General features: G+C 42.6%; 7 protein-coding genes and 3 pseudogenes. 7 read left to right on the top strand and 3 right to left on the bottom strand.

Features of this window, described 5'->3' with window-relative positions:
* The 4 genes and pseudogenes from AB4154_RS17320 to AB4154_RS17305 all read left to right on the top strand — a co-directional run.
* Positions 1 to 663 (top strand): annotated as a pseudogene (locus AB4154_RS17320) (hypothetical protein); the annotation flags it as partial.
* Between the two features lie 1,052 nt (positions 664 to 1,715).
* The gene (locus tag AB4154_RS17315) at positions 1,716 to 3,413 is read left to right on the top strand and encodes a hypothetical protein (protein WP_372123693.1); all 1,698 of its coding nucleotides are present in this window, start codon (positions 1,716 to 1,718) and stop codon (positions 3,411 to 3,413) included.
* A gap of 65 nt (positions 3,414 to 3,478) precedes the next feature.
* Positions 3,479 to 4,786: a TolB family protein gene (locus AB4154_RS17310; RefSeq protein ID WP_372123691.1), complete on the top strand. Its 1,308-nt coding sequence runs from the start codon at positions 3,479 to 3,481 to the stop codon at positions 4,784 to 4,786.
* Complete coding sequence (locus tag AB4154_RS17305; RefSeq protein ID WP_372123688.1) at positions 4,780 to 9,540, top strand: OmpA family protein; 4,761 nt, start codon at positions 4,780 to 4,782, stop codon at positions 9,538 to 9,540. Before AB4154_RS17310 ends, AB4154_RS17305 begins: the two co-directional genes overlap by 7 nt.
* Positions 9,541 to 9,630: 90 nt before the next feature.
* On the opposite strand, the pseudogene AB4154_RS17300 reads toward AB4154_RS17305, so the two are convergent.
* The 3 genes and pseudogenes from AB4154_RS17300 to tssH all read right to left on the bottom strand — a co-directional run.
* A pseudogene (locus AB4154_RS17300) lies at positions 9,631 to 9,795 on the bottom strand (helix-turn-helix domain-containing protein); the annotation flags it as partial.
* Between the two features lie 83 nt (positions 9,796 to 9,878).
* Positions 9,879 to 11,259: pseudogene (locus tag AB4154_RS17295) on the bottom strand (sigma 54-interacting transcriptional regulator); the annotation flags it as partial.
* Positions 11,246 to 13,939, bottom strand: coding sequence for a type VI secretion system ATPase TssH (gene tssH / locus AB4154_RS17290; RefSeq protein WP_372123685.1), 2,694 nt, complete (start codon positions 13,937 to 13,939; stop codon positions 11,246 to 11,248). The pseudogene AB4154_RS17295 and the gene tssH, both read right to left, overlap by 14 nt.
* Positions 13,940 to 14,392: 453 nt before the next feature.
* On the opposite strand from tssH, the gene AB4154_RS17285 reads away from it, so the two are divergent.
* The 3 genes from AB4154_RS17285 to AB4154_RS17275 all read left to right on the top strand — a co-directional run bounded on the left by AB4154_RS17285 (position 14,393) and on the right by AB4154_RS17275 (position 17,549).
* The gene (locus tag AB4154_RS17285; RefSeq protein ID WP_012600867.1) at positions 14,393 to 14,911 is read left to right on the top strand and encodes an Hcp family type VI secretion system effector; all 519 of its coding nucleotides are present in this window, start codon (positions 14,393 to 14,395) and stop codon (positions 14,909 to 14,911) included.
* A 74-nt stretch (positions 14,912 to 14,985) separates the two neighbouring features.
* Positions 14,986 to 17,064 carry a type VI secretion system tip protein TssI/VgrG gene (tssI, locus tag AB4154_RS17280; RefSeq protein WP_372123682.1) on the top strand — a complete coding sequence of 693 codons (2,079 nt, stop codon included), beginning with the start codon at positions 14,986 to 14,988 and terminating at the stop codon, positions 17,062 to 17,064.
* The gene (locus AB4154_RS17275) at positions 17,064 to 17,549 is read left to right on the top strand and encodes a hypothetical protein (protein WP_017062589.1); all 486 of its coding nucleotides are present in this window, start codon (positions 17,064 to 17,066) and stop codon (positions 17,547 to 17,549) included. The genes tssI and AB4154_RS17275 overlap by 1 nt, the downstream gene beginning before the upstream one ends.
* Positions 17,550 to 17,561 lie beyond the last annotated feature (12 nt).

Genomic DNA, 17,561 nt, shown 5'->3' with positions numbered 1-17,561 from the left:
CAAACTAAGCCAACGGTGGACGACAGCCAAACGTCGATTAACCCGACGCACGCAGCGGCGGGTGAGAGCGTGACAATTACCGCTACATTCGACAAAGGCGTCACAACGCCAACGGGTTCGACGCTGGGTACAGCGGCGATCAACTGGACAGCACAATCGGGTACTCAAACCCAATGGGTGGGTACAGCAGAAGTAGCGTCGGTTGCGGATTCGGTGAAGAGTGTGGCGTTAACGCTGCAAGGCTTTGAGGATGCGGCGGGTAATACAGGTGTTGAATACACGTTGGACAACGCGCTAGCGATAACCCCTACTATCGCTTTTGAAACGATAAACGATGTCACAGGCCTAACAAAAGTAACTATCAATGGAACAACTACTCGTTTTGAGGAGTGGGACTCAATAGCACTCAAAGCTATTGATACCGATAGCTTGAAGGTTTTAGGCAGTGCAACAGTGCTAGCCGATGGTACATGGACCGTTGATCTTGATTTGTCTACTTTGAAAGACGGAGATATAACCGTTTATGCAAATGGCACCAACTCATTATCTGCGCCCGCTGATGAGGTGAGTACAACATTCAATTACTCTAGTACTACAGCGCTTGTTGTTCCAAACTATTGGGAAAGTGATTCCGCGGAGTTACCCTCCCAGAAAGCAGCCTAAAAGAAAGCGAGCATTAAGCTCGCTTTCTTTTTACTCGAATTAAAGTGCTCTATGTTAAAGCCCGCATCTAATCTGAATAAGAGAGAAAATGTGGTGAATTCGCCATAAAGGTAAATATTTATAACACCTAGGCTGATTCTGCTTTAGTTTTTTATTGATTAAATTTTCCTAATGAATAATAGACTGGAATAGTCTATGTTTCCTTGCATGGTATAAATCGAGCATAGAACTGAGCATGTTGAGGTATGCTTCCTATCAATCTGTTAAACGTACTACAGGTTGTAGAAATTTGAATATGCACAGTGGACTTAATCATTTCTATTCTCCTCAAGTCGATTTTTTTGTACAGCAGTGACTAATATTGATTAGTTTAGTGATGCTGAGTCATTGAAATGAAAATTATTTTGTTTTTCCTATTTCATTATTTAGTCATATTTTTAGTCAGATAACTAATATAACTGGTGATGTAATCAGAATGGCAATTGTATAGATATTTTGCATAGTAGTTTTTGGTGTTATCTCTATAAAAGTGCCATCTTGATATTAAATGCATAATATATATAGTGTTTATATCACATCGTTATTTGATGTGGTGTTCTGCATTTTGGTACTTTAGTACCGCCCTTTTTAGCCAATTTAGTGTTCCAAAATAAATTCTATTTATATTGGCTAAGTTTATGTGGGAATTTATTCCCACTTTTTTTCTTTTTTACAGATGAGAAAATGCTCAATATAACCTTCTAAATCGATGAAATGCTTCCACCAGATATGTGTGTTTGGTCTAGTTAGTATTTACTTAAGTACGCAATGAAATGATTGTTATGTGACATCCGTTCAAATTGATTTGCCTTTTTAGTTGGTCAGACGAAATGACTATTTATCCTGTTTAATTAGCTTTATTGCTAGTGTTATGGTTTTTGACGATACTCCTTCTAATCTATTGAAATTTATAAGCATTACGCGTAGAATTTATTTAACCAAATCGTTTTTTAAGCCTTATCAGCTTAGTTATCACCGCAACTATATATACCTGTAGGTTGTGGAGAATCCAAATGCACTTAGTTTGCAAATTTATATCTAGTTCGTCTCTCAGTACGAACGACCTTCAATATGTCTTAACACCGGATGAGTGTATCGGGCTATTTTCGCGTGCGCGCACCCCTAAAAACATCTTGGCTCAGTTACCAAGCACTCTGGTTCAGCAGATTACTGCGTCGGCTAAAAAAAATGTCCACAGCCTGCTCAATGCTATTCGAGTAGAACTTGTAAAAGCGAACTGGGTTTGTCTTTCATCCAATGTGAGACGTAGTCCACTAACGAGTAAGCAACTAGCAAGCTTCCCTCGGCTGAAGTTACATGTCGACAGGGTAAGTAAGGGCACTGGAGAGCGTGTTCACAAAGCCAACTATCAGCAAGTTGTCGATGATGTACCTTTGGCACGTCATTACAGCTTTTCGCCAGTTGAACCTTCTCCAGAACATAAAATCGTCGTTGAGTTTGCAGGACAGTGGTCTAGCAATGCGGCCTGCTTGATGTTAGGTAAAACCGACGCTCAAAAAGAAAAAATCACCGTGGGCAAGGCCGATACTGAAAACAAACACCGCAGCCTTGCCACGTTTAAAGATCTGGATGCTGAAGGCAAAACGCTTTATATCAAAATCCCTTGTTCCGACCAGCCTCAGCCAATCTTGCTTAAACTCGCCGAAGACCTGCAACCCGTTGACAAAGAAACTCAGATGGATGAGTGGGATAACGTGTTGGTGCCGGTGAGACCTTTGGCTTACTTAGATGGCAGCAACGACAAAGCAAAAGCTTCTGAACTGCGTGGTGGTTTCCTTTATGTGTTTTGGAAAGGGAAGCTTTGGCGAGAGATGGCGATAAACGAGAAAGGTTACTACCAAGATGTTGACGTCGAGTATTACCGTACGTTAGAGCAAGAAGAAAAGAAAAAAGACACACCTCAGGTAATACAAAGAAGCGCAAGCGGTTTTGCCATGGCGCATTTCTGGGCACCTTACAAAATATCGGGTGAAGTCCAACAGGGAGAAAATGGACTCAAGATCATTTTCTCACCAAAGCAAAAGCGCTTTCCTCAAATTGAAGCATTAGAATCGGATGCTGCTTTGCTAGAGAAATCCAGCACACCATTAGATGAATTAAGCAGTTACAGTGACGCACAGTCATTCAGTGCACAACAATTCACCTCCGATGTAGACAGTGCCGCTATCCACAAAGTTACCGAAGACGATATGCCATGGCTGAGCGACCAGCAAGCCATAGTACGTAACTATGATCAGAGTAACACCGTGATTGCTTATGTAGATGGAAAAAACAGTGGTTTTCTTGTCCGTTTGGAAGTTAGCTTGGCAGACGGCCCATTGGTAGAACAGCTAGACCCTTACTCGTTGGCTTCGTATGACGGCTTAGTTGCCATTATGGAAGATTCTGAAAGTGACTGGCGAGTGACCGAGCCCTTTGAGTTAACCAGTAAGGATGGTTATATCAGTGCCTTAGTGACAGGTATGCCTCCCAAAGGAAAGTTTACACTTGTGCTTTCGCACCTTGGGGGGCAAGACAGTGCGGTAATGATGTTTGAAGGGCTGACATACCAAGAGATCGTCACAGAACCACCAGAATTATCGATGATTTCTAAGCACGAAGAACAGCGAGTGCCTGATGAAGTTAATGAAGAAAGAGAGCGTCAAAAGAAAACATTAGACATGATGCTAGAGCTTATCAATGCCAATTAAAGTGATAACACGGGGAATGTGCTTTAGACCTCGGTTTATCAAATCATGAAGAGAATGAACGAATTATGAAAAAAATTATAATAGGCAGCACCATTATTGCTGCCTTATTGGCTGGGGCTGGTGTGATACATTGGCAAAGCAAGCCTTCAATGGAAAAAAATTACATCTCAAACCTTCGCGGATTAGTACAATCTACATCGTATAGCAATCAAAGGGACACGATTTCAAAAATTCGGGGATGGCAAATCGAAATAGAAACCCTTGAAGGTGTACCCAGAGAAGAGTGGAATGCAAAGCACACTCAACCTCAAGTGATGTTTAATTATGGACCAGACTCTACCATCTACACTATGAACTTTGATGGCACGAATGTCAGGTTGTTACTTCATCGCGACGAATTTGGTGAATTACCAGCTGGGGGTAATGATATCCAGCGTTCTCCTGATGGGAGATATCTAGCGTTTCGCTATTACGGGGCAGGGGTAAATTGTGCGGTTTATGATTTAAAGAAAAAAGAAACCATCGTCAATGCGGAATTGTGTACGTCGGCAACCTTTACTCAAGATAGTAAAGAGTTTTATTTTACTGACTCTGATAGTCGTAACCCACAGCGCCTTGAACTCGAAAGCCGCAATCGAAGTGATGTATTTCAATCTATGATCCGCATTGATAAAGAAACCTTCAACCCATTACGTGATGGCTATGCTTTCTTTATTGATCAAGTTAATGACCGATTTATCTATAAGGTAAGAAAAATCGATGATGCCGGAAACCGAGGCCCTGATCAGCAATTAGTGTTCCGTTTTTCAGATATGTCTTTACTTGGTAAAAAAGAGTATTTAGCTCCTGAATGTTTGACCCATTTTACGAAGGGAGCGCTGCAGAAGTATCTAGCCTGTAATCAACGCAAACCCTACAACTTATACTCGCTTGAAGACCCTCAGAAAAAAATTGAACAAGTGCCAGAAAGGTATGTTTTTCAGCGAGGTAAGTGGTATGCGAGAGCAAATGGCAATAAAATTGTTCGTCTGAAACAGCCCAGAGAAGCGGGAATGTTTGATGGCTTGGGCTATTACTATGCATTAAAAACGGGGGATGGTGAGTTCGACTATGACCGACTCCATCGCTTAAGCTTCTTTATCCCTTCATATATGTATGCAGACTTTGAAAGTATGGATTTGCGTCCTTTTATGCCTCCTATCCCTACCAAAGAGCAATTTGAAGAACTCTTACCAGACGTTACAGAAAAGTTACGTCGACACTGTGCTCGAAGTCGGGCTGGTTTCAAGAGCTGTGCTCAGTTTTACGATATGAAAGCGCTGTTTAAAGATATGGATCAAGTAAGGGAATATATGGGGGTGAAGAAATGGTAAAACGTTACGATATTCCGGGCCTTTATCTAATGGGGAGATTGCATGACAGGGATGGCAAACCCGTTGGCCGCCTTTTCCCATTAGCCCATGAAACATTGGTCATTCCTAGCTTGGAAGTCAAACAGGAGTTTGTTGCAGACCACAGTACTACTAACAAACAGGTATCTACCAGTAGTAAAAATCCAATCGCGGTTAGTGATGAGTTGGGCAAACTTAATATTTTAGCGACTCGAGAATTCAATGCTGATCAGATAGGCGCTGAATTACTGAGGGCTCCTGTGGCAAAGGGTAGTGTGGAAGCTGCGATTAACAAGGGCGCCGTGCAAGATGTGCTGTTTTTCCCAAGTTATTTGGTGCCATTAAGCCAGATGGCGAATGCAGCCCAAGCGAGTAAAAACCAGGAACCTTGGTTAACGAAACTGTACAACTTGTTGTCTTACAAAGATCTTAAGGAGATAAAAGATGATAAAGGGCAACCTGCCTGTGTGACCGATCTAAGCGTCAAGCGTGTAAGTGTCGAGCAAGATTGCCTGGCTCCGCCCTCGGAGCAAGTTGACAAAAGCAGTGATTTCTTTAACAACTACGCAAAGTGGTACAACAAGAGCTACTCTAAACAGATACATGTAGTTGAAGTTCCGCAGTTTTATACTATCCAGGTTGTTTTTTCTTCAAAGGATTATATTGGCGCTGAAGTGGCATTAGCCGATTTACCAAAAGGCATTAATATCCAAGGATCTGAGACAGAGGGTCATGGTGTTTTACCCACATCAACGGTTAAAGAGATCTTGTACAAGTACTCTACAGATGGTCAGGTTAGCCAAGACGAGTCTATGTATGTCGCAACGTTTTGGCTAAACTCGGAAAGTGTTTTATCGCTGAGTAGCCAAAATACGTCACTTCGAATCAATATAGATTTCTCGAAGAAAATCGATGAAGACGATACAAAACAGTTCGCAACTATTCTTGACGCTAAAGGTATACCAAAAAGTTACAGTCTAAAAGAAAATACTCTTGCTCTGGATATTCACACAACCGCTGGTCGCACTGCTGTTGTGAATGGCGATCCTATCTCCGTTGAAGAAGCCTTAATTAATCATGCCCCGCAATTCTTCCCTCATTTGAACGCCGATTTAGAAGCATTCCCTTACGACAGTCCGGAAAAACTGATTGAACGTAAGGAGACCAAAACCAGTTTACCAAACTCAACGTGGGCGACGTTTCAAACGGTAAAAGGCAGTTTGGAGTCAACTTCCGGTGTGTTAAAAGATGGCATCAGTTGGGGGACGTTAAGTAAATTTGCAGCTTCTTCAGTATCAAGCATTAACACTGGAGATGCTGAACTTGCTAAGCTAGCACTTACCGTAAGTAAAACTTTGGGTGCTACACAAGCGTCTAGAGCTTTCATCAAAGCTATGGCGGACCTAAATGATCACTATCCGAACGAAGTAACCCAATCTGCTCACTTTATGAATGGCCGCATTAATGCGCAAATAGTGTGGTTTAGTCAGAAGTTTCATGCGCAGATGGATAGAGTCTCTCCGTTATGGAGCGCTTCCATTTTGCCATACCTTACTGGCGCAGGGCGGATCGGAACGAAAGCGTTAGACATGTTAGATAAACCGCTAACTATTGCTGAGCTGGGTTACGATGCCGTCAATACCTATGCCAATTGGAACGGAAGCCAAGCCGCTCAAGGCTCGGCACACGGAGATTTACTATCTAAAATACAGGAATACATGGCAACAACCGCTTCTGTACAGGCAGATAAAGCACAAGCTTTTCAGGGAACAGAAGAGAAGTATAGAAATGCTGTCGATATCCTTAGAAATGAAATGCCAGATTTGTTTGTAGAAGAAGGCAGCGTTTCACTAGACCAGCGTGTAGAAGACGTGTTACTTCGGTTGAACATGACATTTTTTGAGTTCGATTCTTACCAAGTCACTGAAAAAGGTAGTGTGCACAAAAGAATCGCTGACCAGTTACAGGCGTTAATCAGTAACCCTTTCGAAATTGTCATAACAGGCCATACCTGTAATATGGGGTCAGAAGCCTACAACTTGGCTCTATCGGAAAAGCGTGCTGTTTCTGTCAAAGAGGCAATTCTTGATGCGATGTCTCCGGACGCTCGAAGCATTTGGTCTCCTATGTTCAAAATTGTTGCAAAAGGGTATGCAGTTTCGTTACCTGGTAATACCAACCGTACAATTGAAGAGCGAGTGAAAAACCGTCGGGTTGAAATCTATCTCGCGTTTAGCCGCTCTGTGGAATATCCACCGTGTCGTGCAGGCCTTATGAATGTTGAAAAGGCGGCAAAGATAAAAATTGCCAAAGACATGAACGAAGATCAGGCGATGCTGGAGTTCATCCAATCCGGTTTGAATGCATTAATTGGTGGTGCGGCCATGGCCTTCCCGCCAGCAAAAGTTATTGCCGCTGGCGTAGAAGGTGTAAAGCTTGCTACTGCCATTATGGACCTCTTAAAACCAAACACTGAATATCAAAAATGCGTTAAGCAGGTTGATTCCATCCGTCATCAAGATCTTATGGCGTTTAACCAATTTTTAGCACAGCCAGATATCCCCAATGCGACACGAGTGTACTTAAAATCGTATATGAAGCGAATGATTGCGTTGAATGGTTTGATTCGCTTGATTAAGAGCTTTCACGCTGTCAATGTGAATCCTGCTTTTAGCGGTGGCGGGATATTAAGTGACGCTGATGTGCTGAGTGGTCCTAAAATCAATCAGTTCAGTGACCTCGATGTGCTGGGCTATATTGATGAGTTCATCCTCAATGATGATTGGAGTGTTGATATCTCACTGCTGGGTGCTGAACACTTAGATGAAGTTTGGATGGAGAAAAATGGCTACAGTCAAACATACAACCAAATTGGTAGCGCTTCGGTTGCCAAAATATACGCTCAAGGTGTTAATGTTTACCGACATTATTCATCCGATGATTTGACCGACTTGGTGACTGAGAAAGCTCAGCGATATAACCATTACTTCCCAATTCATTACAGAGCAAGTCAAGACGACAGCCATTTCGAAGCATTACTAGGGGATAAACCACCAACAGGATTAGATGACAGTATCTTCGAGAGAGTCGAAGTCTTTGTTCGTCGTCCTTATAAAAGTAATGATTCAGTTCCAAAATATGATGATTGGGTGCCGTTTGAGCAATATTATCGAGATAACGGTGCAATGCTGACACCCTATGACAATATTAAGGTCGTAGCGCTGGTAAAAGATGGGGTTGGGAGCGAAGATAACAGCAACGTTATTGGTCAGTTGCCGATTTGTCTTGATGTCATCTCACATAGTTCAAATGAAGGGAGCTGGAAGTGGAGTGATAGCGTTGCCTCTACTCACATAGAATATGTATCAGAGTTAACACCTGTGAACTTTTCTGAACAAGAGAGAAAAGTGATTTTTGGCGATGACAATAATGCGAAGAAACTTGGCGTCATTATTCAGCCAAGTTATTTCTTTGGTACTACACGTGTATTTGGTATTCGACCAGTTGCTAGCTACGATGATGTTGCATTGAAGAGTCTCTTTGATACAGCTGCTAGCTCGACCGTCTCGGGTGGTTTCAAATTCCTGAGCTACTTTTTTGAGCTAAAAGTGCCAGGTCAAAGCAAGACAGACAAGCGTGTCAATGTGCTGCGCTCGTTTGGTTCGGCAGATAGCAAAGAGAGAACTATCGACCGATTTAACGTGACGTTGTCTCCATCTCGTCAGTATGAGTTAACAAAAGACTTTATCAATTTTAGCGGCGCTATTTTTGGCGATGGTCTCTTCTATGAGAAGACATTTTTAACGCCACCTGAGGGTAAGAAAGTACGATATCCACAGGTTTTTGATGGGGCAAAAGTGAGCCTTTACTTAGGGCAAAGTGGCTTAAAATACGCCTCTGCTAAGAAAGGTGGGGATGACCCTCTCCTAAAAGCTGATAAGCGCATGAGTGGTAAAGTTACTGCGTTTGACTGGAATAAAGAAACGACGGCAACTCTTCTGATTCGCTCAAAGCCGTGTGATCCTGATAATTTAGAAGAGCAAGGTTTTGACAAAAACCTAATCCCAATTCACGTTCAATTTTCTTATGATCCAAACTTATGGCCTGGCTCAAACCTATGTCCAGTGACAGATTTTAAAGCAGTCGCACGACTCGGAACAGTGAAAAAGGTGGGTGACTCTTTTATCTTTGAAAGACCTAAAATCGAAAAAATGCCTAAGTCGTTATATGAGCTTCAAGAACATCTGGTTAAGATGAATTCAGAAAGTTTAGAACATATGGCACTATCGACATGGAGCGGTGGAAGGGAGGAAGAAACCACTTTGTTTGCCAGTGTGGAAGAGCTTTCTTATATCAATCTATTTGGTCACAAAGTAAATGGCTTAAGGCCGATGATTGCACCAAGCAGTTCAAGGAAAGGCATAAACTTTGGTATACAAGTCAATGCTCCGTTTGGAGCAGGGCTAGATTTAGAGAAAGGTGATGGAATGCACATGGTCGATAGTGGTGTGACTAGAATTCCAAGTAACTGGATCAAACTTAAGTACAAAGAAGACGAAGTTGAGGCTGCTAAACAGCTTAATAAGCTCAAAACAGACCTTGAGTATGCTGATCATTCTAAGGAAATTAAATTTAAACCCCACATCAACCTTCAGAAGTGGATGAGCTACAACGACTACTTTGATAACTTGCTCGAAGCGAGGATCGATATGATTGATAGCTGGGTAGAGAATTAGTACGAGGATACAAAAAAACCGCCTACGGGCGGTTTTTTATTTTCTATCGGACTGACTGAAACACTCTGCTGTAATTGCTTTCTTTTTGGCTCAGCCCGCCGCAGAAATATCGTATTTCTTCATCTTGTGATTGAGCGTACTTAATGGAAGCGACAGTTGCTCTGCCGCTCGTTTCGTGTGCCAATTACAAGAGTTTAAGCAGTCAATAATTACGGTACGTTCGTATTGGCTGACGACCTCTTTTAGGCCAACTGCGACATCGTCATCTCCTAGAGGTTCAGGTTCAAACGTGGGCTGTATTGCCGATGTAACTGGAGCAACGACTTGATGGTGTTCTACCTCTTCAGGGATCTGTTCACCAAACTCAATCTGAGTAATGGTTTCGAAATCGGAAAGCAGAACCGAGCGTTCGATGATGTTTTTAAGCTCACGCACGTTACCCGGGTAAGGGTAAGCGAGCAGTTGGTTTCTCACATTAGCACTCAATCCTGGTGATTGAGGCAACCCTAACATCGTCGTGGTGTGCTGCACAAAGTGCTCGGCGAGTGGGATAATGTCCGCTTGTCTGGATCTCAGTGGTGGTAAAGTGATAGGGAAAACATTCAAGCGATAGAATAAATCGGCCCTAAAGCCACCGTCTTTAATCTGCTGCATTAAATTACAGTGTGTCGCTGCAATGACTCTGACATCCACTTCAATTTCTTTGCTGGCACCAACAGGACGAACTTTACGTTCTTGCAGCACACGCAGTAGTTTAGCTTGAAGTAGCATTGGCATATCGCCAATTTCATCTAGGAACAGGGTGCCACCGTTTGCTGCTTCAAATAAGCCAACTTTGTCCTTGTCTGCACCGGTAAATGCCCCTTTTCTGTGTCCGAAAAGTTCGGATTCCAGAAGTTGTTCAGGAATTGCGGCGCAGTTCTGAACGATTAATGCTTGATCTGAACGATTCGAGTTTTCGTGAATGTATTTTGCAATGACTTCTTTACCCGCACCTGTCTCGCCTCTTAGTAAGACGTCGACAGGCAGAGAGAGCACCTTATCAAGTCGGCTCAATACATTGACCATCTCTTCACTTTCAGCGATCGGACCTTGATAGGTTTTCTTTGTCCGCTTTTTTAGCTGAGTATTTTCACGGACCAATGCTTGGTTATCGGCGCTTAAACTCTTAATCACTTGTCCATATTGCTCTAACCAAATGGCATGGCGAATATTACTTGCCGCCATTCGGCAAAACTCGGTAAGTGCGGTTTCGTTATCGATAACGCTTAAATCGAGCAAAACCAATAATCCAATGGTTTTGCCTTCATCATCAATCAATGGCCAAGCAAGTAAGTTGTTGCTTTTTAGACCTAACGTTTGCTCGGTTTGATAGATGCCTTCGCAGTCATAACCATTATAAGTGTATAGCTCATTGATCAAGACAACTTCGCCGTTACGTACGGCGAAGTTGAATGGGTCGGCTTCACTTACTGTGTCTAACTGCAGTGGTTCCCAAGGATGTGAGGCAATGACTTTTTCATGGTGGTGTGCAGTGCTCGGAATCAAGGCTTGACCGGTTTGGTCAAGCACGTAAATGATGCCATGTTTCGCGAAAGTCATTTGCCTTGCTGCTGTGAGAACGGCATCCAAAGTTTGAGCTAACTGGCTGCGATCAGCCAGAGATTGGCTGATCGCAAGTAGGGCGTTACTAAGCTCACTATGGTTAGCTGAACGCATAGGTTAGAGTTCCTTGCTCGTCCACAGAAACGTCAATTTGAGTATGTGAATCATCCTTGTCATTCACCAGTAGTTGAGTCGAAAGCTGCGGCAATAGTTGACGGTTAATAACGGCATCAATATTTCGAGCTCCCGTCTCTGCAAGGCGGCAGTTGCCTAATACGAATTCCACTAAGTTATCACCATAGCAAAGTGCCAGTTTGTGGTGGCTTTGCAGGCGCTCAGACACTTTCTTCAGTTTATGATGGATGATATCAGTCATTGCTGCGTCTGAAAGTGGAAGGAATGGCAACACGGACATACGAGCCAACAAGGCTGGCTTGAAGTGTTGATTCAACGTTGGGCGAATGGCTTCAGCGACGATATTGGCATCAATGTCTTTCGCTTGGTGAACCAAAGACTCAATCTCATGAGTCGCAAGGTTACTTGTCATGATGATGAGTGTATTTTTGAAGTCGATGGTACGACCTTCGCCATCATTTAGCGTGCCTTTGTCGAACACTTGGTAGAACAGGTTGAGTACTTCTGGATCTGCTTTTTCAACTTCATCTAAAAGAACAACAGAGTAAGGGCGCTGACGAACTGCTTCGGTCAGCATACCGCCTTCACCAAAACCAACATAGCCAGGAGGAGAACCAATAAGACGAGAAACCGTGTGTTTCTCTTGGAACTCAGACATGTTGATGGTTGTCATGAAGCGTTCACCACCAAACATCTGATCAGCGATAGCGCGAGCGGTTTCTGTTTTACCTACACCACTTGGGCCAACCAATAAGAAAACACCCGTTGGTGCATCTGGGTTACCTAATCCCGCTTTTGCGGTTTGAATACCTTCAGCAAGCGCATCAATGGCAAATTCTTGGCCTTTAATGTTTTGGATTAGGTTTTGTTTCAAGTTTAAGGTTGCTTGCGACTCATCTTGAAGCATCTTACCCATAGGGATGCCTGTCCAATCAGAAATTACATGACTAATTTCGTCGGGACCCACTTCATAGTGAACGAGTGGATTGGTACCGCGCACGTTATCTAAACGTTCGTTACAAGATTGAATAGCTTCGCGAGTCTGCTCTTCAGAATATTCATGACAATTTGGTTTGTCACTTGTTAGTGCGTCATCATCTTGAACCGTATTGTCAGCTATAGGAGCGCTGTCTTCTTCAGTCGAAGGAGTAGTAAGGCTATAAAGATGGCTACGCAGTTCAATGATTTCTTGAATAAGAGATTGTTCTTTCTTCCATTGAACTTGAAGGGTAGCTTGTTCTTCGGTGGCCTTTTCAATCTTCTCTTTTAGATCAGGAATTAAAGCGGCGCTGTGTTTGTCACCGGTTTGCTGCAGTTGGTCACGCTCAAGAGCTTCGAGTTCGCGGTTCGCAGCCGCAATTTCTTGATGCAATGTTTCGACAGGTGCCGGTGTTGCATTAAGGCTAATATTGACGCGAGCACAAGCCGTATCTAACACGTCGATTGCTTTATCTGGCAGTTGGCGTCCAGTGATGTAGCGATCAGCTAAGTTTGCTGCGGCAGTGATTGCGTCGTCACGTACGTACACGTTATGTGATTTTTCATAGGCTGGTCTTAAGCCTCGGATGATCAATGCGGCTTGACTAGCTGATGGCTCATCGAGTTTTACTAGTTGGAAACGGCGCGCCAGAGCTGGATCTTTTTCGAAATATTTCTTGTATTCAGACCATGTGGTGGCAGCAATTGTTTTTACTTCACCACGTGCTAGAGCGGGTTTAAGTAGGTTGGCAGCATCACTGCCTCCAGCTTGATTGCCTCCACCAACTAGCGTGTGAGCTTCATCTATAAATAAAATGATTGGAGTCGGTGAATTCTTCACTTCATCTAGTACTGCGTTAAGGCGTTTTTCAAACTCACCTTTTACACTCGCTCCTGCTTGAAGTAAGCCCATGTCTAGGCCGTATAGTTCAACACCTTTGAGGCAGTCTGGAACATCTCCTTCGGTAATTTTTAATGCAAGACCCTCTACCACCGCTGTTTTACCAACTCCCGGCTCACCTACGGCGATTGGGTTATTTTTTCTGCGTCGCGCCAATATGTCGATTATTTGTCGGATTTCCTGATCACGGCAGAATACTGGGTCGATCTCGCCCTTTCTTGCTTTGCCGGTAAAGTCGGTGGTGAATTTACTTAATGCCGAACCATCTTCACGTGTGTCGGTTTTTTCTGATGTCGTCGCTAAAGATTCTAGAGAGTTTGTTGTGAGTTCAGAAAAGTTACGCTTTAAGGTATCTGGGTTTACACCGTCTAAGATTGAAGCGTAGCCGTGCTGACCATAGCGTAGTGGGTTACTCACGAGTGTAAGAAGTAGGGCGCCAGAGCGAATCTGAGTTTCGGATAGATCTAAAGATGAGACCAACCAACTTTCTTGAAGCCATTCGATTAAAAGCGAAGAAAAAACGGGCTTGCTGCCGTTGCCTGTTGTGTTGGTATCTAAAGTCGAACGAATGGATTGCCTTAAAATGGTCTCTGAGCAATCGAAATGACTTAATAAGATATCAAAATCACTATTTGGCCTTTCTAATAAGCTTAATAGATAGTGTTCAATTTGCACTTCATTGGCTTTTTCCGATACGGCTAATGCAGCGGCGTCCTCTAAAGCGACTTTTACAATAGGGTGCAGACGTTGTATTAAAGAGGAAAGGTTTATATTTATCATTTTAGTTCTATTAGTTATGTATATGGGATGCAGCAATTATACTAAAATTGATAACTGGTTTTTTATTCGGTGATGAATTTACTATTGTTTATTGGTTACTTTTATTGTTTGTTTTGGCTTTTTATCTGACTAATATTCAAAATCCCGTTCAAAATAATAAATAGTCTAGGCGTTATGATTTAATTGCTAGTTTTTTTGACTTTATTTCTAATCTTCGAGATAGTTATTTTGCCTTTGTTTTTAAATTCAATTTATTAGTATCCACGTTCAATAAATCGTTTTTCTAAACAACAAATTGTTGTTAAATATAATATTTATAACGGATAATTTATTGTAACTATCTGTATTTATTGATTTTATAAAGTTGGCATGATGTTTGTATTAGCTTAATCAGTCGCGGTGATAAGCGATTTGGTGAATTAATGAATTATAAATTTTAAAAAGGAAATATCGATGCCAACTCCAGCATATATGTCTATCAATGGTGAAACTCAAGGTCACATTACTAAAGATACTTACTCTGCAGATTCTGTAGGTAACACTTGGCAAGAAGCTCACGTTGATGAGTTCCTAGTTCAAGAACTTGATCACGTACTAACAGTTCCACGTGACCCACAAAGTGGTCAGCCAACAGGTCAACGTGTTCACCGTCCGGTAGTAGTAACTAAAGTACAAGACCGTTGTTCACCTCTGTTATTCAACGCATTAGTGTCTGGCGAAAAGCTTCCTGAGTGTGTAATCCGTTTTTACCGTACTTCAGTACAAGGTAAGCAAGAGCACTACTACTCAATCAAGTTAATTGATGCACTACTAGTAGATATTCAAACTCGTATGAATCACTGTCAAGACGCTGCAACTTCAGATCGTGTAACTGAAGAAGTACTTAAGCTGACTTACCGTGCAATCGAAGTTACTCACGAAAACTGTGGTACTGCTGGTAATGATGACTGGCGTGCTCCACGCGAAGCTTAATCGCTTTTCGTGAAAAACAAAGGGTCAACAACTACTGTTGGCCCTATTTCTATTATTAGTATCAGGTAAAAGATATGGTGAATGACGTAGAATTTAAGTTTGAACTGCAAGGCTCCACGCATGATTTTCGTGTGGAGAGCTTTCAGGTAATCGAAGAGCTTTCAAAGCCTTTTCAAATCAGCCTATCATTACTTTCACTTGATCCTGATATCTCATTTGACGCACTCATCCGTAAACCAGGTAGTTTGACTCTATACGGCCAAGGTGTCAGTTCTGCGAGATGCTTTCACGGCGTGGTTAATGAGGTGCGTTACCTTGGATCGGGCAGGAGATTCTCTCGTTACCAATTGACTCTTGTTCCACAAGCTTGGTTTTTGAGCCAAAGACAAGACTGCCGTATTTTTCAACAAAAATCAGCGTCAGCGATCATTTCTGAAGTTTTAGATGATGCGTTAGTGACCGATTATCGATTAGAACTATCTGGTGTATACCCTTCAAAAGAATACGTGTTGCAATATCGAGAGACTGACCTTGAATTTGTTCAGAGAATTCTGGCAGAACACGGCATGTGGTACTACTTCGAACATACAGAAGCTAACCACACAATGGTTATTGTCGACAGTAATGATGCAATCGCTGAGTTATTGAGCACGCCACTAAACGGATCTTATTTAGGCCCTATTGTTTATCATGCGGATGGTGGCGGTGTTGCAGACCGCGAGCATATCTCTGACCTTGAACTCGTGAATAGAGTAAAAACTGGCCACGTTACTTACACTGATTATAACTATGAGTTTCCGAAGATCCCTCAGGAAATGAGCAGCTCCGGCGAACTCGATTTAGATTTGAAATTATTCGATTTTCCAGGACGTTACGTTGACCCAGCAATGGGGCAAGTAAGATCAAATGAATGGATGTCAGAGCACGTTGTAGATAATCAGCAAGTAGAGGCGACCAGTAATGTCATGAGACTGGCGTCTGGATACAGTTTTAGTATCAGTGAGCATCCACGTTCGGCAATCAACCGCGATTACCTCATGCTGTCGGTGATGCATAGTGGTCATCACCCTCAGGTGCATGAAGACGAAACTAATGGTCTGCCAACTACATATCATAATCAGTTCGCGTGTATTCCTAGACATGTTGAGTTTAGAGCTCCAAAACTTGAAGCTCCTTTGGTTGAAGGTACGCAAACAGCGGTTGTCGTGGGGCCTGCAGGTGAAGAGATCTATACCGATAAGCTTGGGCGAATCAAAGTCCAGTTCCATTGGGACCGTTATGGCGAGAGCGATGAGCATTCGAGTTGTTGGATTCGAGTTAGCCAATCAATGGCTGCACCGACTTGGGGGGCGGTATACCTACCTCGCATCGGCCATGAGGTGGTTGTTACCTTCCTAGAGGGAGACCCTGATAGGCCTTTAGTTACTGGCGCAGTTTATAACGGACTTCATTATCCTCCATATTCGTTACCAGAGAACAAAACGCGGACAACTTTTAGAACGCAAACGCATAAAGGGACAGGCTATAACGAGTTGAGCTTTGAAGATGAAGCTAACCAAGAAGAAGTCTACATTCATGCGCAAAAGGACATGTCGACCAAGGTTTTAAATAACCGTTATCGCGACATAGGCCAAGATGAGTTTTTAAAGGTTGCACGCCATCAGACAAATGATGTTCACGGTGATCACAAAGAGACCATTGACGGACACAAGACCACCCAAGTTAACAGTACGTTTACTGAAACTGTCGAACAAGATGTATCCGTTACTTACAATGCCAATGAGACTCAATATGTTAAGAATAACTCTGATCTAGAAATTGGAGACAATCAAATTACCAAGATTGGTAAGAATGATGACTTGGATGTGGGCGAAAATAGCAACTTAACGGTAGGTGCTTCAAAAAGCTCTGACATTGGAGCTGATGATAACCAAACGGTTGGTGGCAACTTAACGGTTTCTGTTAAAGGAAATACTTCATACAAAGCCGATGGTGCGACCCAGATCATAAGCGGTGACAAGATAGTACTGAAAACGGGTGGGTCTTCATTAGTGATGAATAGTGATGGTTCTATCAAGTTGTCCGGTTCTTCAATAACCATTGAAGGAAGCGATAAAGTTGTAGTCAAAGGTGGAAACGTAGCGATCAATTAATGATGGAAAAACAAACCCAAATTATCCAAACCATCACCGAACAGCAAGCCGAATCAACGGCTTGCTTTTCGCGTTTTGGAACAATTGTATCGATTAACGAATCTAAAAGTGGTGTTCGTGTCGATTTCGAAGGTAACCCTTTACAGCAACCAATAAATGCGAGGTTGGGGCGGGGGTTCAAATTAGCCGAGTTACAACTTGCTATTGATAACAAACTTTCATGTCGTATCGAATTTTTAAATAACGATTTTAATCTCCCTTTAGTCACAGATATCTTTTTCTCCATTCTAGATGATTCTGATGAATTTGTACTGAGAGCAAAGAAAATGGTTATTGAAACGGAACAAGAGTTAATTGTGAGAAGTGGCGAAACAGAGACTCGTTACAGCGGCCGTGATGGCCGAATTACCACCAAAGCCAAATATGTGACTTCCCAAGCAGAGAAGGCTCAAAAAATTCAAGGCGGCACCATCGCGATCAATTGATCGTGTTACTAG

The organism is Vibrio sp. 10N.286.51.B11 (genome assembly GCF_041469245.1).
Classification (GTDB): domain Bacteria; phylum Pseudomonadota; class Gammaproteobacteria; order Enterobacterales; family Vibrionaceae; genus Vibrio; species Vibrio crassostreae_C.
Note: the sequence above shows the minus strand (reverse complement) of the source record. Positions and strands in the feature narration are given on the sequence as shown.